We start from the raw sequence: 20,916 nt of genomic DNA, 5'->3' as shown, positions 1-20,916 counted from the left end.
TTAACACCTCATCCCGAATAGAATGTGCGTCCTTATACTTGCATATATGTATCGCTTTAATGGAGCGAGCGCTCCGGGCGCCGTGCCAGAAGCGTGCAGGGGCCCATGGGATCGAGCGCGACGATCGCCAGCAGCGGCGCTTCCGCGGTCGCCTGGCGAAGCAGCCAGCCCGAGGCCGAGGGAGCCGGATGATCGGGGGCGAATGCGACGCCGACGCCGTCGGTGATCACGCCATAGCCGGAGGGCGGGGCGGGCCAGCGACCGGCGAGATATTCGAGCAGTTCGGCGGCGGCTTCCTGCAGCGCGCCTTCCTCGGTATCCTCGGGACAGAAGGCCTCGGGCGTGGCATTGATCTGGGCGACCACGCCGAAATCCTCCGACCGCCACCAAATCAGCCGAAGCGCGCCGGCGGCGTCGATCTCGAGGCCCATGAACAGGCCGGCGCCTTCAGGAAGCAGCGGCAGCGCGCGGCGCGCCACTTCGCGGGCAAGCGCGGTCAGGCGGCGATTGGGACGGGGCATCATCGCCCAGCCCTGGACGCCTTCGCTGGTTTCGATCTCGCCGTACATCGGGCCCCTCCTGTTTCTACCTGCATTATAGGAAGATTGCGGATGCGTGGGTTGCCAGATGCAATTAGTGCAGCAGTGCGTTCGCCGGGATCGCAGCGAGCGCGAGGGCGATCGCTTCGACGCGCTCCAGGCTCTCGGCCGGAGCGGCGAGGGCGACGCCGAGCTCGGCCGGCTGGATGGCGCGAACGCTGGAGAGGCGGTTGTGCGGCTGCTGCGCATCGGGAAGCAGCGTCGCGGCGGCCTGTGCAGGCTGGCGACGCCGGGTCGGCGCCGCGCGGCCATATTCGGCCATCACTGCGAAGCGTGGATCGGCGGAAGCGATCTCGGCGATCGTCTTGGCGGCGCGCTTGGTGATCTGACGGACGCGCTCCTTGGTGACGCCGGTCTCGAGCGACAGATCGTCGAGAGTCGAGGCCTGGAACACGCGACGCTCGACGATCTCGCGATCGCGGGCCAGCTTGGCTTCGAGCTTCTCGAGTTCGGCGGGATCGATACCGTGGGTGGCGGTACGGAAGCGCGGACCTTCGCGGCGCAGCGCAGCCTCTTCCCGCTTCGGGCGGGGACGGCGGCGGAGCGCTTCGATGCCGACTTTCCGCAGATGATCGACATAGGCGTCGACCAGCGAAGCGATCGCACCTTCAGACAGATAGTCCGAAGCGGCGGCTTCGGTGCGGGCGAGGGCGTCCTCGTCCTCGATCAGCGTCTCGGGCGACATTTCCTCGCCATCGGCGCCGGTGGCGAGTGCGTTGAGCGAAACCGTGGTCGCCTCGACCTTCTTCGCCGAAGGGCGCTGGTCGGTCATCAGGCGGAAGCGCAGGCTCTGGAGCTCGCCGCGGATCTGCCAGTTCACGAAGGTGGTGAACTGCGCCTTGGCGGGGTCATAGGCCTCGATCGCGCGGTGCACGGCGATGGCGCAGCACTGCTCGGCATCGTCCCAATGGGCGACCAGGCCGTACTGGCGGATGAAGTGACGGATGCGCGGGGCGATCAGCTTGAGGATCTGGGCGAAGGCACGATCGACATAAACGCGCTGACGGCTGGTGCGGTTGCCGTCGGCGGGCGTGTTTTCGATGACGGTGGCGACGGCGGCTTCGAGCGCGATCGTGATTTTCGACATTTGCAATCCCCTGTTTCGTGAGCCGCCGTGAGGCCGCCTTTCGACAGGGACAGAAATGGCGACAATCCTTTAACGGATGGAAACCAGTCCTATATGTATAAATACGCAGTTGAGGTCTTCCGGAGGCTCGAAAAAAAACCTCGGAAATCCGCGCCTCGCAGTGGTTTACGGCTAATTTACCACCACGCGCCGGGGCGGCCAGTCTGTCAAATATTTATAGGATGGTTTTTACGAAGCGAAGGCTTCGGGGCGAATTCTGCGGTCGATGAACCCCAGCAGCCACTGGCGGTGCGCCTGCGTGGCGTCGCCCGTACTGGCGATGCGCTGCTCGGCGGCCGAGGCGCCGATCTGGGCCGAGAGCAACATCCGCGCGCGCGCGGAATCGATGCCGCCGCTCAGGAACCTCCTGGCATCGCCGAGGCCGAGATGGTGGCCGAGATAGGCGGCCTTGGCGAGCGTCTCGGCATCGGTGCGGACGCGGACGCCGCCCTTTTCGAGCCGGTCGAGGTTGCATTTGGCGAGATCGGCGACGCCGAGGATCGACGCCTGCGGATCGTAGCGGAGCGCGAGCAACTCGGCGCGATTGCCGGTCTGCAGGCGGCCGCGACCGTCGAGCCAGCCGCGTTCGGCGGCATATTTGTTGAGCCAGGTGCCTTCGGTCTGCGCCAGTTCCTGCCACGTGCCGCTGAGGAACTGACCGAGGCCCGCGGCGCTCGAGCGCGGGTTGCGCGAATGGGTGTTCCAGCTGCCGTCGCTGGTCTTGGCGGCCTCGGCGTCGACGATCGCGGCGAGCGCCGACGCCGGAATGCCGGTCCGCGCCTCGGCATGGGCGAAGGTGGCGGCATAGCGCGCATTGGCCCCGAGCTTGAGATCGCCGCTCGTGCTGGCGCCGGCGGAGCCCGACGCGGGGTTTACGGGAGCGTAGCTGCGCGGTTCATCGGGATCGATCGTGCCCGCGCCGGTAGTGCCGATGCGCGGAGCGGCCTTCGCGTCGTTCGCGCTGCCGGCGGCCTGCTGGTGGCAACTGCACGCGCAATGGCAGGCGCACTGCCCCTGCGCGCCGGCCACATCTTCGCGGCCGCCAAGCAGGCCCAGCAGCGAATCCATCTTCATGTTGTTGGGCGAGAAGGGCGAGGTGTCGCGATTGTCCTTGCTGTCGCCGTCGCCGAGTGCGGCGCGCCACAAACGTGACGAGAGCTGCGACTGCGCTTCGGCATAGATCACCTGTGCGCGCTTGGCGGGGGTGAGATTGGCGAGTTCGGCGCGCGCGATCATGCGGAGCGTCGCCTGGTGATGGCGCGGGCGCGCAGGAAGCGCGCGGCGGAGATATCGTCGCTGGCGGCCTGCTCGGCGAGCGCGACCGTGCGCTCGGCATCGTCCTCATAGCGCTCCGCGGCGCCTTCGATCGCGCGCATCGTGCCATAGGCCTCGACGGCCTGCGCGCGCAGGCGTTCGAGCCGGGCCTGGGCGAGATAGGCGGCCTCGTCGAGCAGGGCGCGCTCGGCCTTCATCCGTGCAGTCCAGGCGTCGCTGGCGATCGGGAGCGAATTCGCAAGCGCGCGCTCCTGAAGCATCCGCGCATCGTGCGTGCGCGTCTGGGTCTCGAGCGTGGTGATGCGCTCGACTTCGACGCTGATCGACACCTTGACGGCATCGACTTCGCGGCGCTGGACGCGGAGCGCAGTGTCGAACGGAGTCATGCGGCGACTCCGAGGGGTTCGGCGGCAGCGGCGTCGGCGCCGACGATCTCGGCGAGCACGGCGAAATCGCCGTCGGAATTGCCCCGGTCGTGCTTGCCCTGGTTGATGAGCGCCTCGATCAGCGGCGCGAGCGCCACTGCACGGTCGACTTCTTCGGACGATCCGGCCTTGTACGCGCCGAGCCGGACCATTTCTTCCATGTCGGCATAGGTCGACAGCAATTTCCGGGCGGCGAGGCGCGTCGCATTCTGTTCGTCGTTCATACAATGCGGCAGGGTGCGTGACACCGACTTGAGCACGTCGATCGCGGGATAGCGGCCGCGCTCGGCGATCGCCCGGCGCATCACGATATGGCCGTCTAGGATACCGCGGACGGCGTCTGCGACAGGCTCGTTATGGTCGTCGCCGTCGACGAGGACAGTGAACAGCCCGGTGATCATGCCCTTGCCGGGTTCGCCGGGGCCGGCGCGCTCGAGCAGGCGAGGGAGCTCGGCGAAAACCGTGGGAGTATAGCCCTTGGTCGCGGGCGGCTCGCCCGAGGCGAGGCCGATCTCGCGCTGCGCCATCGCGAACCGCGTGACCGAATCCATCAGGCACAGCACGTTGAGGCCTTGATCGCGGAAGTGCTCGGCCACGGCGAGCGTGGTCCATGCGGCTTGGCGGCGCATGAGGGCGGGCTCGTCCGAAGTGGCGACGACGACGACCGAGCGGGCCATGCCTTCGGGCCCCAGATCGTCTTCGATGAATTCCTGAACCTCGCGACCGCGCTCGCCGATCAGCCCGATCACTGCGACGTCGCACTGCGTCCAGCGCGCGAGCATCGAGAGAAGGACGGACTTGCCGACGCCCGAGCCGGCGAACAGGCCGAGCCGCTGGCCGACGCAGAGTGGCGCGAACAGGTCGAGCGTGCGCACGCCGGTCTCGATCCGGTGGCCTACGCGCGCGCGATTAGCGGCGGCGGGAGGTGCGGATTTGATCGGCTGGGGATCGGCGCCGTTTGGAAGCGCACCGAGGCCGTCGACCGGGCGGCCGAGGCCGTCGATCATGCGGCCGAGCCATGCGGATGAGGGACGGATGCTGAATTGGCCGGCGGCGAGCTCGGCGCGTGAGCCGAGGCCTACGCCCTGCGGATCGACGAAGGGAAGACAGAGCGCGACGTTGCGGTCGAGCGCAGTGACTTCGGCTTCGACCTTGCCGTTCGCGCCCTGGATCTCGACGCGGCTGCCGATCTGCGCGACGCCAGCGAGCCCTTCCACTTCGATCAGCGCGCCACGGACCGCGACGACGCTGCCGAAGCGGCGATCGGGGACCATATTGCGGATCGCGCGGGCTGCGCTGGCCAGAGTTTGCACCGGTCGCGGTCCTTACGCGGCCTGGGCTTCGGTGGCGACGGCCTCGAAGCCGATCAGTTCGCGCGCGGCGGTGAGGGCCTTGTAATAATCGCCGGTCGCCATGTCGTGCGCGAAGGAGAGACAGGCGGCGCGCGCCTCGGGAGAAGGCAGCGTGGCGACGAGGCCGCCGATCAGGGCGACGACAGTGTCCTGGTGCTGGGCGCGGTTGGCCGGATCGATATAAGCGAGCATCGCCGCGAAATAGAGCTGGCGCGCTGGCGTGGTGGCTTCTTCGGGCTGCATGACTTCGCGGCCGCGCAGGATCGACACCTGGTTCTCGACTGCGATCTGGGTGCGGCCGACCGCGCGGAGCACGGCGCCGTTGACGATCGCCTTCTCGCCGTCGCGAAGCGTGATGCGGAGCATGGAACAAACCTTTCGAGTGCGTTTGTTCTTCTTATAGGACGGATGCGCCGGGTAAGCGGTGCGACCCGGCAAATTTTGCCCAGTCGGCGGCGACACGTCCTCAGGACGCCGCCGGGGCGGCCAGCCTCTCGAGATACGCGCAGAGCATGTCGGCCAATGCCTTGGACCAGTCTGCGATCTCCGCGTCGGTGCGCGGAATCTCCGAGAAACGGCTGCCGACTTCGCTGAGCGTCGTCTTGACCAGCTCCCCGGCGAGCTCTCGCGGGGCATCGGGTACGCCGGGTAGCGCCTCGCGCAAGAATGTCCGGAAGATCTGCGCATTTTCCGCTTTGGCTTCGATCGCCTCGGGCGCGTCGCGATACAGCGGCGCCGCATCGCTCAGCGCGATGCGGATCGCCGCTTCCTCGCATTCGGACCGGATAAAGGCGTGAACGAGACGGCGTACCCGGGCGAGGGGTGGCGTGGCCCGATCCTCCAGAATGTTCCGCAGCAAGGTACCGGTGCGCTGCCACTCGTCGCTCTGCAGGCGGAACAGGATCGCCGCCTTGTTGGGAAAATATTGGTAAAGCGAACCCACGCTAACGCCGGCGCGCTCGGCGACTCGCGCAGTGGTGAAACGCTGTGCGCCTTCCCGCATCAGAACCTGAACAGCGGCGTCGAGCACGGCCTCGACCAGCTGGTTCGAGCGGGCCTGCTTCGGGGTTTTCCGCGAGGCGATACGCGTGCCGCTCGATGTGGTCATCAAAGCCTCCTGGCAATGCGAATAGCGAAAGCTGACGAACTAGTCGTATTTTGACGGCCGGCAAGCATCTTCTCGCTCGCCACTGGAGAAATCTGCATGACCACGCTTTCGAGTGCCCCCGTGGCGCCCCTGCTCGCGCGCCTGTTCGCCGAGGCAGACGCCAACCCGCCCGCAGCCAGCCCGGCTTTTGCGGGCATAACCGGCGAAGATCATCGCCGGCTGATGCGCAGCAAGACCGAGTATCGCGACTTCTATGCCGCGCTCGCCGATTTCGCGCTGCCGGTTTCGCGCGAAGTGGGAGGCCTGCTCTACATGCTCTCGCGGGCGATCCGCGCGACGTCGATCGTTGAATTCGGCACGTCCTTCGGTCTATCGACGCTACATCTTGCCGCGGCATTGCGCGACAATGGCGGCGGCCGGCTGATCACCAGCGAATTCGAACCGGCCAAGCTGCTTCGCGCGAGGGACAACCTCACCCGGGCCGGACTGGCGGACCTTGTCGAATTCCGTGAAGGCGATGCGCTGGAAACGTTGGCAACCGATCTTCCCGAGACGATCGACCTCGTCCTCCTCGACGGCGCCAAGGCACTCTATTCGGACATCCTCGACCGATTGGAAGACCGCCTGCGGCCCGGCACCATATTGATCGCCGACAATGCCGATCATTGCCCCGAATATCTGGAGCGCGTCGGCAACATCGCCAACGGCTATATGTCGATGCCATTCAGCGACGAGGTCGAGCTGTCGATCCGGCTGGGCTGATCCACTGTGGTGAATAGGGCGGTTCCTTCTCCCTTTTCGACGGGAGGGGGAGAAGGAACCGCGCAATCGGACAGGGATGGTCTTTCGTGTCGGTGGTGCAATTTCTCCCGCCCGGAAGCCGACCCCCGAGAATTCCTTCCTACAAAGCACCTGTGGCCTGCGCGATCGATCCGTGGGCGTCGTCAGGAGTGATACATTGAGCCTCTATTCCGCTCTCTATGCCGGCGTGTCCGGCCTCAGCGCTCAAGCGAGCGCAATGGCGACCGTCGCCGACAACATCACCAACATCAACACCGTCGGTTACAAGGGCGTCGAAGCCCAGTTCCGCACCATGGTCACCGACGGCCGCGCCAAGAGCAACTATTCGGCGGGCGGCGTCGCCGCGGCGCCGGTATCGATGGTTTCCAAGCAGGGCCTGCTCCAGGCTTCGGGCAGCAGCACCGATCTTGCGATCGACGGCGGCGGCTTCTTCGTGACCCGCGCCACCTCGGATGCGAGCAGCGATATCGCCTATACCCGGGCCGGCGCGTTCCGCCCCGACGAGGAAGGCTATCTCCGCAACCCGGCCGGCCTCTATCTCTATGGCTGGCGCCTCGACGCCACGGGCGACTACACCAACACCGGCAGCGTTGAGGCGCTCGAGCCGGTGCGCGTGAGCGACCTGGTCGGCACCGCTTCGCCGACCACGCGCATCCAGGCGCGCATGAACCTGCAGTCGACCACCGCGAACTATGCCGGCGCCTATACCGCCGGTGACATGGCCTCGGGCACCGTCACGCCGCAATTCTCCCGCTCGTTCGACGTGTCGGACGCGCAGGGCGGCACGCACCGCGTGACGATGGGCTTCATCAAGACCGGCCCGAACACTTGGCAGAGCGAAGTCTATTCGAACCCGGCCAGCGATGTGACCGCACCGGGCGGCGTGCTCGCCAGCGGCACGATCAAGTTCAACGGCGACGGCAGCCTCGATCGCACGGGTTCGACCGCGGCACTGTTCAACCCGCTCAACGTCACCTGGACCAACAATGCCGGTTCGGTTCCGATCACGCTCGCGATCGGCAGCGACGACGGCATCGACGGGATCACCCAGTCCGGCGGCGAGAGCTCGCTGATCTCGTCCAACGTCGACGGCGGCATGCTCGGCAATCTCTCCTCGGTCGAGATCGACAAGAAGGGCATCGTCAACGCGATCTTCTCGGACGGTTCGACCCGCTCGGTGTTCCAGCTGCCGATCGCGACTTTCCAGAATCCGGACGGCCTCACGCGCGTGTCGGGTAACGCCTATACGATCAGCCGCGCCTCGGGCGGCATGACGCTCAATGCACCGGGCGAGCTCGGGGCAGGCGCGATCGCTTCCAACTCGCTGGAAGCCTCGACCGTCGATCTGGCGGGCGAGTTCACCAACATGATCCGTTTCCAGCGGGCATATAGCGCGTCGTCGAAGATCATCACCACGGTCGACGACATGCTGCGCGAAGTGAGCGACCTGAAGCGTTAATCCTCCAATATCCGAGAACAACAGGCGATGTCGCTCAATCACATCCTCGGATCCGCGGTTTCCGGCCTGGCAGCAGCCCAGGCCGGACTCCGCTCGGTTTCGAACAACATCGCCAATGTCGGCGTGTCGGGTTACGCGCGCGAGCGCGTCAACCTCACCACCGGCGTGGTCTCGGGTCAGGTCAGCGGCGTCACGGTGGGCGAGCCCAGCCGCGTCGCCGACCGCTTCCTCGAAGCCAATGTCTATCGCCGCGCGGGCGATTATGGTCGGGCGGACGTCGCTGCGGGCTATCTCGATCGGCTCCAGTCGCTGCTCGGCCAGCCGGGCGCGCCTTCGGGCCTGCCGGCGCGGCTCGACGCAGTCACTGCTTCGGCGGTGGCAATGACGGGCTCGCAATCTTCGGCCCAGACCGTCGCGGTCTTCACGTCCGACGTGCAGGACGCGATCGATTCGATGCAGCAGCTCCAGACCGATGTGGATGGATTGCGCGGCGACGTGGAATCCGAAGTCGGCTATTCGGTCGACAAAATCAACAGCCTGCTCAAGCGCATCCACGAGCTCAACGGCACGGTCGCGTCGGCGACCGGGCTCGGCAAGAATATCGGCGGTGCCGCCGACCAGCGGATGAGCGCCATCGAGGAGCTCAGCGGCCTGATCTCGGTCAATGTGCGTGATCAGCCTGACGGCCGGGTCACGATCGAGACCGCGAACGGGGCGGTGCTGCTCGACAAAAAGCTGCGCCAGCTTTCCTATGCCAATGGCGGAGCCAGCGCTTCGCAGCCCACTTATCCCAACATCGAGATCCGCTTCGCCGAGGATAGTGGCGCGATGGGCGCGGCGACGGGCGAGAAGCTCGATTCCGCGGCGGTCGGCGGCAAGCTCGGCGGACTCCTCGATCTGCGTGATCGCGCGCTTCCGGCCTTTTCCGAACAGATGGGTGTGCTCTTCTCGGGGCTTTCCGAGGCGCTCAACGCGGTTTCCAACGCCGGCAGCACCGTGCCGCCGCCCGCGAGCCTCGACGGCCGCCAGACCGGCCTGGTCGGCAGCGACCGGCTGGGCTTCACCGGCGCCGCGACCTTCGCAGTGACCAAGGCCGACGGCACTCTGGTCGCCAAGACCAGCATCGACTTTAGCGCGATGCCCGCCAACGCGACGATCGACGACATGGTCACTGCGATCAACGCCGGCCTCGGCGGCGGCGCCACTGCCAGCTTCACCGACGGCAAATTGAGCATCAAGGCGAACGGTGCCGGCAACGGCGTCGTCGTCGCGCAGAACGAAGCCAATCCGAGCGCACGCGCCGGTGTCGGCGTATCGCAATATTTCGGGCTCAACGACATGGTTCGCAGCGATTCGAGTTCGCTGGTGCCTTCGGGGCTCGCGGCGGGCGACGCGCATGGCTTCGCCACGGGCGAGACTGCCCAGATCGTGCTTCGTGACGCCACCGGCCGCGCGCTGACCAGCTATACGCTGAGCCCGGCTACCGGCGGGCCCGTCGGCGATCTTGTGAGCGAGCTCAATGCGAGCCCGCTGGGTGATTTTGGCGACTTCAGCCTCGACGATCGCGGGCGTATGCGCTTCGAGCCCACCGGCGCGCTGTCGGGGGCGACGCTCTCGATCCCCTCGGATTCGACCGATCGCTTCGGCACCGGGCGCGGCTTTACCGCGATGCTCGGCCTGACCGGCGCGTCCAGCGGCCTCGAAAATGCGCAGGTGCGTCCCGAAGTGCTCGCCAGCCCGGGCAAGCTGCCGCTTGCGCGCTTTCAGGAAAATGCGGTGGTCGGCGCCAAGGCGCTCGGCGCTGGCGACACCCGCGGCGCGACGGCGTTCGTGGACAAGCTCGCCAGCACGCTCGACCTCGGCAAGGACGGCAAGACCACGATCGAGCGCTTCTCGAGCCTCTTGCTCGGCCGCGCCGGCCTCGAGGCGAGCCAGGCCAACGACAATCTGCTCGACGCGGCCGCGCGGCGCGACGACGCCGTCAACCGCCGCGACAGCTTCTCTGGCGTCAACATCGACGAGGAGCTGGCGCAGATGGTGATATTGCAGAACAGCTATTCCGCCGCCGCCCGCGTGATCTCCACTGCGTCGGAGATGTACGACACCCTGCTCAACATGGTCTGATCGGAGCCCCTTATGACTCGCGTAGCCACCATCCCGCTCCAGCGCACCATGTCGAGCGCGATCCAGCGTTCGCAGGAAGCGCTGGCGACCACCCAGCAACGCCTCTCGACCGGCAAGAAGGCGGCGGACTTCGCCGATCTCGGCACCGAGACCGTGCGCAATCTCTCGGCGCACAGCCTGCTCGCGCGCCAGGATGCCCAATCGACGGTGTCGAAGCGCGTCGGCACGACGCTGTCGATCTATCAGGGGCACCTCGAAAGCATGGAGAAGGCCGTAGGCGATCTCAAGACCGACATCCTCAACGCGATCGGCACCGGCGACGCCGCCGGCCTGCAGGAGGCGATCGAGACCGCGTTCAGCCAGTATCGCACCTCGCTGAACGGTAGCGAGGGCGGCGCGCCGCTGTTCGCCGGATCGCAGACCGAGGGCAAGCCGTTCACGCCCGACACGCTTGCCGATGTGGCAACGACCAGCGCGGCCGATGCCTTCAAGGACGATGGTGTCCGCTCCAGCGCGCGCGTCGCCGACGGAGTCGACGTGACCTATGGCATCACCGCCAGCGCAGTGGGCAAGGATCTGTATACGGCATTCCAGACGCTCGCCCAGGCGGGGACGATCGGCGCCAAGCCGACCACCGCGCAGCTCGCCGCACTCAAGCAGGCGGTGAACGAGCTCGGCACCGGGATCGACAGCCTGCGGGTGGTCAACGCGGACAATGGCCGCAAGCAGAACCAGGTCGAGACGCTCGCCACGCGCGGCGATGAGCGCTCGCTGCTGCTCCAGGGCGTGATCGAGACCAACGAGGACGCGGATCTGGGCCAGGTGGCGATGGACCTCGCGCAGCAGAAGACGATGTTGCAGGCGAGCTATTCGGTATTCTCGCAGCTCTCCGACCTCAGCCTGGTCAGCTATATCCGCTGAGCCGGCGCGGTTCCGGCAAAAGAAAAGGGCCAGCTGCTCGCGCAGCTGGCCCTTTTCTTGTCCGACCTGCTTCACGACGTCGCGTCGAGCAGGTCGCCGATGGTACCGGCGGGGCTCGCCTGCGGGATCGCGGTCATCGCCGCGCCGATCGCGGCGGGATCGATGCTGCCGACTTTCCGGGTCAGCACGTCAAACGCCTGGCCGGCGGACAGGGTCTTGAACGCCGCGGCATAGCGCGCGCGGAGTGCCTCGAGCTGGTCCTCGCGGCCGAGCATTGCCAGCGCGACGGCCTGACGGAGCACTGCGGCCTGGGCGGGCTCGCTCAGGCCCTTGGGAGCGGGAAGGGCGTTCTCGCCGACGAAGCTGTTCCAGTCCTTTGCCTGCCAGCGTATTTCGGCGCGGATCGCGCGTGCGTCGGGCAGGCCATCGAGCGCGGCCATCGCCGCGTCGATCTTGCCGAGACGGTGGAGCGCGACGGCCTCGACACGCTTGCGATCGTACCGCATCGCGTCCGAATAGCTGGCCTGCTCGGTGGTGCGGATCGCATCGAGGGCGCGGTCGGGCCGACCGGCGAGGATGTGGAGCGTTGCGACCTTCACCGAGAGCGGACCCTGCGCCACGTCCTGCGCACGCTGGGTGAGCTGATATTGGAGCAACTCCGCGGCACGGGCATAGAGGCCAGCGTCCTGCAGGCGGCCGGCGAGGCGAAGAACGAGCGCATCGCCCTCGCCGCCCGCGGGGGCGAGCTCGCGGAAATCCCAATAGAGGCCGGCGGCCTCGGCCAGCGACACGCTGCTGTCCGGCGCGAGCGCCGCACCCAGTGCCGCCTGAAGCTCGGCGAGCATCGGCGCGGCTTTCTTGCCGAGCCTGAAATAGCGGATCAGCGCGGCACCGGAGCGGAGCTGGCCGCGCAGGTCGTGCGCCTCGGTGGCGAGACGGAGCTCGATCTCGAGCGCGCGCTGCTCGACGGCGCCGCCGCGCCAGCCGAAGCGCAGCGCCTCGAGCTGATTCATCGCGGTGGCGGGGGCGAGGCTGTGCGTGGCGAGCCCCGCCTCGATCATGCCGAGCTTCGCCTGGGCGCGGATCGCGGCGTCGCCGTTGCGTGCGGCGCGTTCGAGGCGGAGACGACCGCCCTGCGGATCCCCGGTAGCGACGAGGGCGCGGCCGCGCAGGACATTGGCATCGGGATTCCGATCGCCGAACAGCTTGAGCCAAGCGAGCGCAGGCCTGGGCTGGCCGGCATTGATCGCGGCGCCGGCGGCGGCGAGTACGAAGGGCGCGCGCGCTTCGGGGCTGCGGCCGTTGATCGCGGGCAGCGCGCAATTGACCTGGCGGATCGCATCCTCGGCGGCGCCGGCATGCGCGAAGGCGCGCAGCCGCCAGGCACAGGCCTCGGGATTGCCCGCGAGCTCTTCGGCGGAGAGTGCGGAAATCGCCTCCTCGTCACGCTCGACCAAGGTCAATGCGACCCCGCGGGCGAGGAGATAGGGCGCGACGAGACCGAGATCGCGGTCGCCCGCCTGCATCACGTCGAGCACGCCGAGCGCCTCGGCGCCGCGGCCTTCACCGATCAGGCCGAGCGCATAGGTCCAGCGGCGCATCTGGCGGTTTTCGGGGCGCGAGGCGGCGAGCGATGCCCAGCCGGCTTCGCCGGTCTCGCCGTGCCAGCCCGAAGCGCCGGTGATCATCGGCGCCTGCGCGAGCTCGGCGGCGAAGGGCGGCAATATCCAGGTCGCGGCGCCGGTTCCCGGGCGTGACGCCGCGGCGGTCGCGGCATCGGTACCGGCCGCGTGCGGGGTGACGGTGGTGGCGCCGGCGAGCAAGGCGATGAGCGCAGTGCGCATCAGCCGAGCCCGAGCGGTCGGACGACGCCGACGAGCACGCCGCCGGCCAGGCAGGCGAGCAGGAACAGCCCGGCCGGAAGCAGCGGAAGTCCATCTTTCCGAACGACCGTGGCGTCGATCGCGGCATTCGCGGCACTCGCCGCGACGCCGGCACCCCCGACGACTTCGAAGGAATCAGGATCGGCCTCGATCGTCGTCGCATCGCCGCGGCGGCGTTGGACTCCGGCCGGATCCTGGACGACGCGCATCCTTCCCGGGCGTTGATCGTGGCTCACTGTGACACCTTCTTGCTCATTTCATTCTATTATAGAGGCGTGGGCGCGCACCCGGCCGTCCGACCGAGGAGTTTTGACGTGCGTAGATCCGTGGCCGCGCTTGCGCTGACGACGGCGCTGGTGCCCTTTCCGGGCGGCGGGGCCCAGGCGTCCGGCAATAGCGTCGGCACCGTCGCCGGCGGGGTCAACCTCCTGCCGATGGAGGAAGTGGTCGTGCCGATCATCGAGGCCGATCGCATCGCCGGCAACATGCGCCTAAAACTCGTCATCGAGGCGTCCAGTGTCGAGGCGCTGTCCCGGGCGGTCGCCGGGATGCCCAAATTGCGCGAGGCGACCGTCGCCGCCGCGCTCGAATTCGCCCGGCTCAACGCTTCGGGGATGCGCGCAGTCGATGCGGGGCGCCTCGATCATGATCTGAACGCCGCGCTCAGGGCCGTCGAACCCGGCGTCTCGCGCGCGCTGATCGTCGAGATCGCCGCCAGCCGGAGCTGACCGCCTCTCGGGATAGCCAACCCTTCGGTTGGCAAACATGACGGCATGACTGAAATCCAACCTTCCGGTTGGGTTGAGGAATGGCGGATTTGCGCCGATTTCCGGCATTTCCGGCGATTTGTCGGTTGACGAAGTTGACGGATCCCTTCGCGCGAGGCGCAGGCTGTCAACTTCGCGTGACGACAGTGGGTAGAGATATTTCTGTCCGGGCATGCTTCGAACGGAAGCAGAACAAATCCTACATTGCCAGCGGGTTCATGCCGGCCGGCCTTCGCCCCGATCATCGAGCCTGAAATGAAACAGGCGGCTGGGGCCGTCTTCCGGGACGACGTACAATTCGCGGCCCTCGATCGCCATTCCCTCGCCGGTATAGGGCCCGCCGCGGCCCAAGGGCCTGACGGGCCCGATCGCCCCGGCCCGCAAGGTCCGCTTGAGCTTCATCGAGGGCCAGTCGATCCAGTCGACGGCACCGCTCCACAAGGTCAGGGATCCGCCCCCCACAAGCTGCCCGTCGACGAACTTCATGTCCTGATAGTGGGTGGGGGAGGGGTTCGGCACGACCCGCACGCGGGCAGTGTCGGCCAGATCGAATATATAGAGCAACTGGCTGTCCCAATTGCCCGCCACGAGATTGCGGCCCGACGCCGCCACACATCCGAGGTGGTCCGCGACGTGAATTTTCCGGCGTACCTGCAGGCTGTCCGCGTCGATTTCGACAAGCACCGAGCTGCTCTTCGGCTTCAGTTCCGCAACCGGGACCCAGATCGAACCGCCGGAAATCGATATCCCGCCGGGATGATATTTCGCCCCGTCCGTCAGCTCCAGGCGCCGCAGGAGCTTGCCGGTGCGCCGATCGAACTCGTGGATATAGCCCTTGCGGTTCTTCTGATCGACCGAGGTCACCCAGATCCGCCGGCCATCGAGTTCGAGACCCTGGACATGGAACATTTCGCCCTCGAGTTGGACGGCGCCCACGAGGCGTGCGTGTTCGATCGCACCATCGAACCGGTCCGGAGCAGCGGCCACCGACAGGCACGACAACAACAGGACAAGCGCGGTCAAACCGGATCGCATGGTCTTGCGGATCATGTGACTTGCCCCTGGATCTTGCGTGTCCGGGCCCCATCGCAGACTTGTGTGTCAGAAAAGCTGCGCTCCCGGAGGGAGAGGCTGAAGGGCTATATTCTTCGCTTTCGCGAGGAGCCGTCCGTCATCAAGCGGCGGAAAAGCAGCGATCGGCGATAGCTGTCTCTCCGAAAAGCGGTGGTTAGCTGCCGTACGTGCGCTCCAGCTTCCAAAGCACAATCGAGTGCTGAACGACTACAGCGCCGACGAAAAGCGCTGCGCAAATCCAACTTGCGACCGGGTAGTTGTCCGCCATTGTGAAAGAGAGCATGCCGCTTGGAAGAGCGATGATTGCGGCTACCGTGAGAGTAGCCCATCCTTGCCAGCGGATCGGGACGTACCCGAACACCATCCACTTTCGAAACCAAGCCTCGGCCATAGTTGTATGATATCGCTTTGCGCAGTGTCCGCAACGGGGCGGTAGCGAGCATTCGCTTCCGCATCGTTGCCAGACGCGAAAAGGCCGGGGATCGCTCCCCGGCCGCTCCGTTCTCATAGGATGACGGTTACTTCCGCGCGCGCTGTCCGCCCTGCGGGGGCGGGGCCGCCGCCGCCATGCGGGCCGATTTGCGGGCCAGTGCCATGCTGAGCGCGGCGGCGCCCTTGGGCGTCATCGCGGCCATGACCAATGCGGTCGAGCGTTCGCGCATGCGCTGCGCGACCTTCATCTGCACCTCCATGTCGAGCTGCTCGAAGACCACCGCGGCGGCCCTGGGCTTCATCGCCTGATAGATGCGGGCGAGCTCGTCGAACTGCGCCTCTGCGGGTTCGGCGACACCGTTGGCTGTGGCGCCCGGCGTGGCCGCGACTTCGGTTTCCTTCTGGCGCGCTTCGAGATCGGCCTGGAGACGCGCCTGCGCCGCCTTGGTCGCCTGTTCGCGCAGGTCCAGCCCGCGCTTGCGACGCGCGGCATCGGCGTCGCGCTGGGCCAGGTCCTGCTCGATCGAGTTGCCGAGCCGGGTCTTGGGTGCGTTGCTCTGGGTCGCGGTCGACGCGATCGTCGAGGCGTTGGCGACCACCGCGAGCGCCGAGGCGACCGCGGTCATCAGCAAGAGGGACGGGCGGGCCATCAGGCGAGCTCGGCTTCGGGCTTGGTTTCGGCGTCTTCGTCATCGGCCGCATCGGCCGAACGCACCGCATTGGCCAGGCCGACCGCATTCACGACGCGCTCGCATGCGGCATCGGCGATGCCGATCATGTCCGAAAGCTCGTCGCGAAGGTCACGCGCCTGTTCGACGAGGCGGGCATGCTGCGCGCAATCGGTGCCCAGCGTCGACTTCATCTCGGAAAGCACCGAGCGGGCGCCGGCAGTGGCCTTTTCGAGCGCAGTGACGACTTCGGTGAGCGCGCCGTCCTTCACGGTGCGCAGGCTCCGCATCATCCGGACGCTCTGCACGAGGACGGCCATGCACAGGATCATCGTCAGCGCATTGGCGAGAATGGCGAGGCTCATGAATTCATCTTTCCATGGGAGGAGACGTCGTTGACGAGGCGCACGGCGACCTTGCCGCGGCGCTGGCCGATCTGGGCCTGGGCGAGAGTGACGCCGCCGCAGGCGATATCGAGCGCGTCGTCGGGGCTCTTGTGCAGCGCAATGGTCTGGCCGACCTCGAGCGCCTTCAATTCGGCGATCGGCATGGCCTTCTCGCCGAGCACGACATTGACGCTGACATTGGTCTTGCGGATCTCGGAAGCCATGTGCGCTTCCCAGATGCTGTCGCGGCCGCTCTTCTCGCCCATGAAGCGCTGGAGGAGTTTGTGGCGGACCGGTTCGAGCGTCGCATAGGGGAACACCATCGTGAACTCGCCACCGCGGCCGAGCATGTCGACGCGGAAGGTGGCGATCGCGCAGATGTTCGACGTGCCGGCGATCGCGGCGAAGCGCGGATTGCTCTCGATACGCTCGAGATTGATGTTGATCGGCTCGATCGGCTCGAACGCCGTGGCGAAATCCTTGAGCGCGAATTCGAGCATACGCGAGACGAGGCCGGTCTCGATCGTGGTGAAGGCGCGGCCGTCGATCAGCGTCGGCGCACCGCCGCCGCGTCCGCCGAGCAGCGCGTCGACCACGGCATAGATCAGGCTGGATTCGACCGTGACGAGGCCGAAGCTCTCCCATTCCTCGACCTTGAACACGCCGACCATCGCCGGGAGCATCACGCGGTTCATGAACTCGCCGAAGCGGATCGACGTGACGTTCTCGAGGCTGACGTCGATCGCGTCCGAAGTGAGGCTGCGCATCGAGCTGGCGAACGAGCGGACCATGCGATCGCAGACCACTTCGAGCATCGGCAGACGCTCGTGGCTGATGACTGCGGATTCGATGACCGCGCGGAGACCCTTCTTCTTCGCGACGGGACCGCCGAGATCGCCGAACAGCGCGTCGATGTCGGACTGGTCGAAGCGAACGTCGCCGTCGCCGCCCAGCGCTGCGACGGGCGGTTCGGGAAGGTCGAAATCGTCGAGATCGATCATTGCTGGACCAGGTCCTGAATGAGGATGTCCTTGACCACGCCCGGGCCGGCCACGTCGGTGGCACGGACCAGCATCTCTTCCTTGATGCGGAAGACCGCGGCCGAGCCGGCGAGATCCTCCGGACGCAGTTCGCGCAGGAAGGGCTGATACGCGTCGAGGATCAGCGGGAGCTTCTCCTTGATGCCGTCCGAAGTGCCCTTGGCGCCCGGCACGATCATGAAATGGAGCTTGAGGAAGCGCGAGGCGCCGTCGGGCGAACGCAGGTTCACCACCATCGCCGGCACGTCGACAAAGGCTTCGCCGGCGCCCTCGCCGCCATGGCCGCTCTCGCCTTCGGCGGCGTTCGAGACTTCTCCATGGCCGCCCTCGGCCGCGATCTCGGCCTTGGCCGAACCGCCGGACAGCATCATTGCCGCACCACCGCCGCCGCCGAGCAGCAGCACGCCCGCGGCCGCGCCGATGATGATGAGCTTCTTCTTCGACTTCGGCGCCGCAGGCTTCGCGGCCTCCGCACCTTCCTCGACGATCTCGGGTGACGACATTTCCCTGGCACCTTTCGAAATCAGTGCTCCGGCAACCACACCGGCTGATTTGCCTCTATTATAGGATGGTCACCCGGCAATTTCTGCCTAGCGACAAATTTCTGAAGGGACCGTCCGGTGGACATCTCGTCTTATGTATTGCTGAGCCAGGAACAGGCGCTGCGGCGCCGGCTCGACGTGGCGGCGAACAATCTCGCCAACATGAACACGGTGGGCTTCAAGCGCGAAAAGCCGGTGTTCCGCGAATATGTCGAGCAGGGCGAGACGACGGTCACGCCCGACGCGAAGAAGACGTCGTACGTGCTCGATTACGGCGCCGTGCACGATGCCGCTTCGGGCGGCTTCCAGCTGACCGACAATCCGCTCGACGTCTTCATCGACGGTCCGGGCTATCTGAGCGTCGAGGCGCCGGGCGGCGGCACTGCCTATACGCGCGCGGGCTATATCAAGGTGCTCGAGAGCGGCGAACTGGCGACTGCGGGCGGGCAGAAGATCCTCGGCGAAGGCGGCAAGCCGATCACGGTTCCGCCCGAGACTGCCGGACGCCTGAGCATCGCCCCCGACGGTAGCGTGATGGGACCCGACGGGCCGCTCGGCCGGATCACCGTGACTGCGTTCGACGAGGCCAACATGGATCCGCGCGGCGACGGCATGTTCAACGGCAACAAGGGGCGCGAGCTCACCGCCGCCGAGACCAAACTCAAATCGGGCGGCGTCGAGGGATCGAACGTCAACGCGATCGTCGAGACCACCGATATGGTCGAGATCCTGCGCGCCTACCAGACCGCCACGAACCTCAACGAAAGCATGTCCGACCTTCGCAAGAAGGCGATCGACCGGCTCGGCCGCGTCGGCTGACACCCCTTTTAGAAAGGCACCATAATGCGTTCGCTCTCCATCGCTTCGACCGGCATGCTCGCGCAGCAGACCAATGTCGACGTCATCTCGAACAACATCGCCAACATGAACACCACGGGCTTCAAGCGCCAGCGCGCGGAGTTCCAGGACCTGCTCTACGAGCAGATCGAGCGCCCCGGCAGCGCGACCGGCCCCGAGACCAGATCGCCCTCGGGCATCCAGATCGGTGCGGGCGTGAAGACCGGCGGCGTCTATCGCATCCAGCAGCAGGGCGCGCTGCAGGCGACCGAGAACCGCTATGACGTGGCGATCACCGGGCGCGGCTATTTCCAGATCACGCTTCCTTCGGGCGACACCGCCTATACCCGCGACGGCTCGTTCGGCGTGTCGGATCAGGGCGAACTGGTGACGCAGGACGGCTATCCGGTACAGCCCGGCATCACCATCCCGCAGGCCGCGGTCGACGTGACGATCTCCAAGACCGGCGAAGTCCAGGTGATCGTGGCGGGCGATCCGCAGCCGCAGACCGTAGGTCAGCTCGAGCTCGCCACGTTCATGAACGATGCGGGGCTGGAGGCGAAGGGTGAAAACCTGTTCCTCGAGACTTCGGCTTCGGGCCAACCGACCGTGGCAGCCCCGGGCGAACCCGGCCTCGGCACGCTGAGCCAGGGCTTTATCGAGAGCTCGAACGTCAATGCGGTCGCCGAAATCACGGCGCTGATCAGTGCGCAGCGCGCCTATGAGATGAACAGCCGCGTGGTGAAGACTGCCGACGAGATGCTGGCGACTACCAGCCAGCTGCGCTGATGGCTATGCTGCTCGCCTTGGCGCTGCTCGGCACCGACCCGGTCGAGGACGTGCAGGTCGCCGTTCTCGCCCATCCGATCGAGAAGGGCACGCGGCTCGACCGCAGCGACTTCGAGAGCGAGGCGCGCGCGCCGGCAGCTGCCCGAGGGGCGCTTTCGGCCGACGATGCATCGGGCATGGAAGCCGCGCGCAACCTGACCGCCGGCAACATCGTGCGGCGCTCGGACCTGATGAAGCCGCAGCTCGTGCGGCGCGGCGAACCGGTGACGATCCGCATCGTCAGCGGTGCCTTGGTGATCACGGCCTCGGGCCGCGCGCTGAACGGCGGCGGGCAGGGCGAAATGGTGCGGGTGGTGACCAACACCACCAATCGCACGCTCGATGGAACGATCGAAGGCTCCGGCACCGTCCGGATCGCCGCACCGTAATCGATAGAGGAAATCAACATGCGTAAGGTCATTCTTCTCGTGGCGCTCGGCGCCACAGTGTCGGGGTGCGGCGCGGTCGGCCGCCTCCAGCAGGTCGGCAAGGCGCCCAAGCTTTCCGGGATCGATCCGGTGGCGGCGCCCGAGATGGAGGCATCGCTGGCGATGCCGTCGGACCGCACCGGTACCGGCCGTCCGACCCAAATGGCGGCGCAGCAGCCCGCGGCGCCGACCGCATCGCTGTTTCGCACCGGCGCCGGCGCGTTCTTCCGCGATCAGCGCGCAGCCAAGCTCGGCGACATCCTGACGATCAAGATCAACATTCAGGACAAGGCCGATATCGGCAACAACACTTCGCGGACGCGCGGCGGATCCGAGAATGGCGGCCTGGGCGGCCTGCTTGGCATCGCGCCGGTCGCCAAGCTGCTCGGCAACAATGCCGCGGCGGCGCTGGAGACCAATTCGGGCTCCAAATATGCCGGCGGCGGCACGACCAACCGCTCCGAGACGATCAACATGACGATGGCGGCGATCGTCACCCAGGTGCTGCCCAACGGCAATCTGATGATCCGCGGCAAGCAGGAGGTGCGCGTCAATTTCGAGATGCGCGAGCTGATCGTCACCGGCATCATCCGCCCCGAGGACATCGCCCGCGACAATTCGATCCAGCACTCGCAGATCGCCGAGGCGCGCGTGATCTATGGCGGCAAGGGCCAGCTCACCGACGCGCAGCAGGCGCGCTGGGGCCAGCAGATCTACGACGCCTTGTTCCCGTTCTAAACCCGGCAGAAACCGCTTTCCGGAACCTGGGTGAGGCCGGAGCCGATGTGGAAGTCCTTCCGCGTCGGCTCCGGCCTTTCTCGTTGTCGGCGCAATGACTTAG

23 protein-coding genes are annotated in these 20,916 nt (G+C 66.7%); 9 read left to right on the top strand and 14 right to left on the bottom strand.

Annotation, left to right across the window (positions count from 1 at the left end; translation table 11 throughout):
• Positions 1-56 precede the first annotated feature (56 nt).
• The 7 genes from BR78_RS0106310 to BR78_RS0106280 all read right to left on the bottom strand — a co-directional run bounded on the left by BR78_RS0106310 (position 57) and on the right by BR78_RS0106280 (position 5,885).
• On the bottom strand, positions 57-569 hold the full coding sequence (locus BR78_RS0106310; RefSeq protein ID WP_231478176.1) for a hypothetical protein: 513 nt from the start codon (positions 567-569) through the stop codon (positions 57-59).
• Positions 570-633: 64 nt separating this feature from the next.
• Positions 634-1,686 (bottom strand): sigma factor-like helix-turn-helix DNA-binding protein, encoded by a 1,053-nt coding sequence (locus BR78_RS0106305; protein ID WP_029935704.1) that lies wholly within the window; start codon positions 1,684-1,686, stop codon positions 634-636.
• A 228-nt stretch (positions 1,687-1,914) separates the two neighbouring features.
• A complete protein-coding gene (locus BR78_RS0106300; RefSeq protein ID WP_029935702.1) occupies positions 1,915-2,961 on the bottom strand; it encodes a hypothetical protein in 1,047 nt (348 codons plus the stop codon).
• Entirely contained in the window at positions 2,958-3,386 is a 429-nt protein-coding gene (locus BR78_RS0106295) for a hypothetical protein (protein WP_029935700.1), read from the bottom strand. Before BR78_RS0106295 ends, BR78_RS0106300 begins: the two co-directional genes overlap by 4 nt.
• A complete protein-coding gene (gene fliI / locus BR78_RS0106290; RefSeq protein WP_029935698.1) occupies positions 3,383-4,738 on the bottom strand; it encodes a flagellar protein export ATPase FliI in 1,356 nt (451 codons plus the stop codon). Before fliI ends, BR78_RS0106295 begins: the two co-directional genes overlap by 4 nt.
• Positions 4,739-4,750: 12 nt before the next feature.
• Complete coding sequence (locus BR78_RS0106285; protein ID WP_029935696.1) at positions 4,751-5,143, bottom strand: flagellar biosynthesis repressor FlbT; 393 nt, start codon at positions 5,141-5,143, stop codon at positions 4,751-4,753.
• Positions 5,144-5,243: 100 nt separating this feature from the next.
• A complete protein-coding gene (locus BR78_RS0106280; protein ID WP_029935693.1) occupies positions 5,244-5,885 on the bottom strand; it encodes a TetR family transcriptional regulator in 642 nt (213 codons plus the stop codon).
• A 96-nt stretch (positions 5,886-5,981) separates the two neighbouring features.
• Here BR78_RS0106280 and BR78_RS0106275 point away from each other — a divergent pair, with 96 nt between their 5' ends.
• The 4 genes from BR78_RS0106275 to BR78_RS0106260 all read left to right on the top strand — a co-directional run bounded on the left by BR78_RS0106275 (position 5,982) and on the right by BR78_RS0106260 (position 11,190).
• Positions 5,982-6,647 carry an O-methyltransferase gene (locus tag BR78_RS0106275; RefSeq protein WP_025561143.1) on the top strand — a complete coding sequence of 222 codons (666 nt, stop codon included), beginning with the start codon at positions 5,982-5,984 and terminating at the stop codon, positions 6,645-6,647.
• Between the two features lie 196 nt (positions 6,648-6,843).
• The gene (locus BR78_RS0106270) at positions 6,844-8,145 is read left to right on the top strand and encodes a flagellar hook protein FlgE (RefSeq protein ID WP_269320199.1); all 1,302 of its coding nucleotides are present in this window, start codon (positions 6,844-6,846) and stop codon (positions 8,143-8,145) included.
• A gap of 27 nt (positions 8,146-8,172) precedes the next feature.
• Positions 8,173-10,269, top strand: coding sequence for a flagellar hook-associated protein FlgK (locus tag BR78_RS0106265; RefSeq protein WP_025561141.1), 2,097 nt, complete (start codon positions 8,173-8,175; stop codon positions 10,267-10,269).
• 12 nt (positions 10,270-10,281) lie between these two features.
• Positions 10,282-11,190, top strand: a complete 909-nt coding sequence (locus tag BR78_RS0106260) for a flagellin (RefSeq protein ID WP_025561140.1) — start codon at positions 10,282-10,284, stop codon at positions 11,188-11,190.
• Positions 11,191-11,261: 71 nt separating this feature from the next.
• Here BR78_RS0106260 and BR78_RS0106255 read toward each other — a convergent pair whose 3' ends face one another.
• Both BR78_RS0106255 and BR78_RS0106250 read right to left on the bottom strand, forming a co-directional pair.
• Complete coding sequence (locus tag BR78_RS0106255) at positions 11,262-13,034, bottom strand: hypothetical protein (protein WP_029935691.1); 1,773 nt, start codon at positions 13,032-13,034, stop codon at positions 11,262-11,264.
• On the bottom strand, positions 13,034-13,309 hold the full coding sequence (locus BR78_RS0106250; RefSeq protein ID WP_156022233.1) for a hypothetical protein: 276 nt from the start codon (positions 13,307-13,309) through the stop codon (positions 13,034-13,036). Before BR78_RS0106250 ends, BR78_RS0106255 begins: the two co-directional genes overlap by 1 nt.
• A gap of 78 nt (positions 13,310-13,387) precedes the next feature.
• On the opposite strand from BR78_RS0106250, the gene BR78_RS0106245 reads away from it, so the two are divergent.
• Positions 13,388-13,801, top strand: a complete 414-nt coding sequence (locus BR78_RS0106245; RefSeq protein WP_231478175.1) for a hypothetical protein — start codon at positions 13,388-13,390, stop codon at positions 13,799-13,801.
• 255 nt (positions 13,802-14,056) lie between these two features.
• Here BR78_RS0106245 and BR78_RS0106240 read toward each other — a convergent pair whose 3' ends face one another.
• The 5 genes from BR78_RS0106240 to BR78_RS0106215 form a co-directional block, all read right to left on the bottom strand.
• The gene (locus tag BR78_RS0106240; RefSeq protein WP_025561015.1) at positions 14,057-14,890 is read right to left on the bottom strand and encodes a DUF6454 family protein; all 834 of its coding nucleotides are present in this window, start codon (positions 14,888-14,890) and stop codon (positions 14,057-14,059) included.
• A gap of 542 nt (positions 14,891-15,432) precedes the next feature.
• A complete protein-coding gene (locus tag BR78_RS0106230) occupies positions 15,433-15,996 on the bottom strand; it encodes a MotE family protein (RefSeq protein WP_037565994.1) in 564 nt (187 codons plus the stop codon).
• Complete coding sequence (locus BR78_RS0106225; protein ID WP_025561019.1) at positions 15,996-16,379, bottom strand: DUF6468 domain-containing protein; 384 nt, start codon at positions 16,377-16,379, stop codon at positions 15,996-15,998. Before BR78_RS0106225 ends, BR78_RS0106230 begins: the two co-directional genes overlap by 1 nt.
• On the bottom strand, positions 16,376-17,401 hold the full coding sequence (fliM, locus tag BR78_RS0106220; protein ID WP_025561020.1) for a flagellar motor switch protein FliM: 1,026 nt from the start codon (positions 17,399-17,401) through the stop codon (positions 16,376-16,378). The genes BR78_RS0106225 and fliM overlap by 4 nt, the downstream gene beginning before the upstream one ends.
• A complete protein-coding gene (locus tag BR78_RS0106215; RefSeq protein ID WP_025561022.1) occupies positions 17,398-17,943 on the bottom strand; it encodes a flagellar basal body-associated FliL family protein in 546 nt (181 codons plus the stop codon). Before BR78_RS0106215 ends, fliM begins: the two co-directional genes overlap by 4 nt.
• A gap of 117 nt (positions 17,944-18,060) precedes the next feature.
• Here BR78_RS0106215 and BR78_RS0106210 point away from each other — a divergent pair, with 117 nt between their 5' ends.
• Genes BR78_RS0106210 through flgH form a run of 4 tightly spaced genes read left to right on the top strand, consistent with a single transcriptional unit; the run spans position 18,061 to position 20,813 of the window.
• Entirely contained in the window at positions 18,061-18,801 is a 741-nt protein-coding gene (locus BR78_RS0106210; protein ID WP_025561023.1) for a flagellar hook-basal body complex protein, read from the top strand.
• A 24-nt stretch (positions 18,802-18,825) separates the two neighbouring features.
• Entirely contained in the window at positions 18,826-19,608 is a 783-nt protein-coding gene (flgG, locus tag BR78_RS0106205) for a flagellar basal-body rod protein FlgG (protein ID WP_025561024.1), read from the top strand.
• Positions 19,608-20,036, top strand: a complete 429-nt coding sequence (gene flgA, locus BR78_RS0106200) for a flagellar basal body P-ring formation chaperone FlgA (protein WP_025561025.1) — start codon at positions 19,608-19,610, stop codon at positions 20,034-20,036. Before flgG ends, flgA begins: the two co-directional genes overlap by 1 nt.
• Before the next feature lie 18 nt (positions 20,037-20,054).
• Positions 20,055-20,813: a flagellar basal body L-ring protein FlgH gene (gene flgH / locus BR78_RS0106195; RefSeq protein ID WP_025561026.1), complete on the top strand. Its 759-nt coding sequence runs from the start codon at positions 20,055-20,057 to the stop codon at positions 20,811-20,813.
• Positions 20,814-20,916 lie beyond the last annotated feature (103 nt).

Origin of the sequence: Sphingomonas sp. UNC305MFCol5.2 (genome assembly GCF_000712135.1) — a bacterium.
Lineage (GTDB): Bacteria > Pseudomonadota > Alphaproteobacteria > Sphingomonadales > Sphingomonadaceae > Sphingomonas.
The sequence above is the reverse complement of the archived record's forward strand: the minus strand, read 5'-3'. Positions and strand labels throughout refer to the sequence as shown.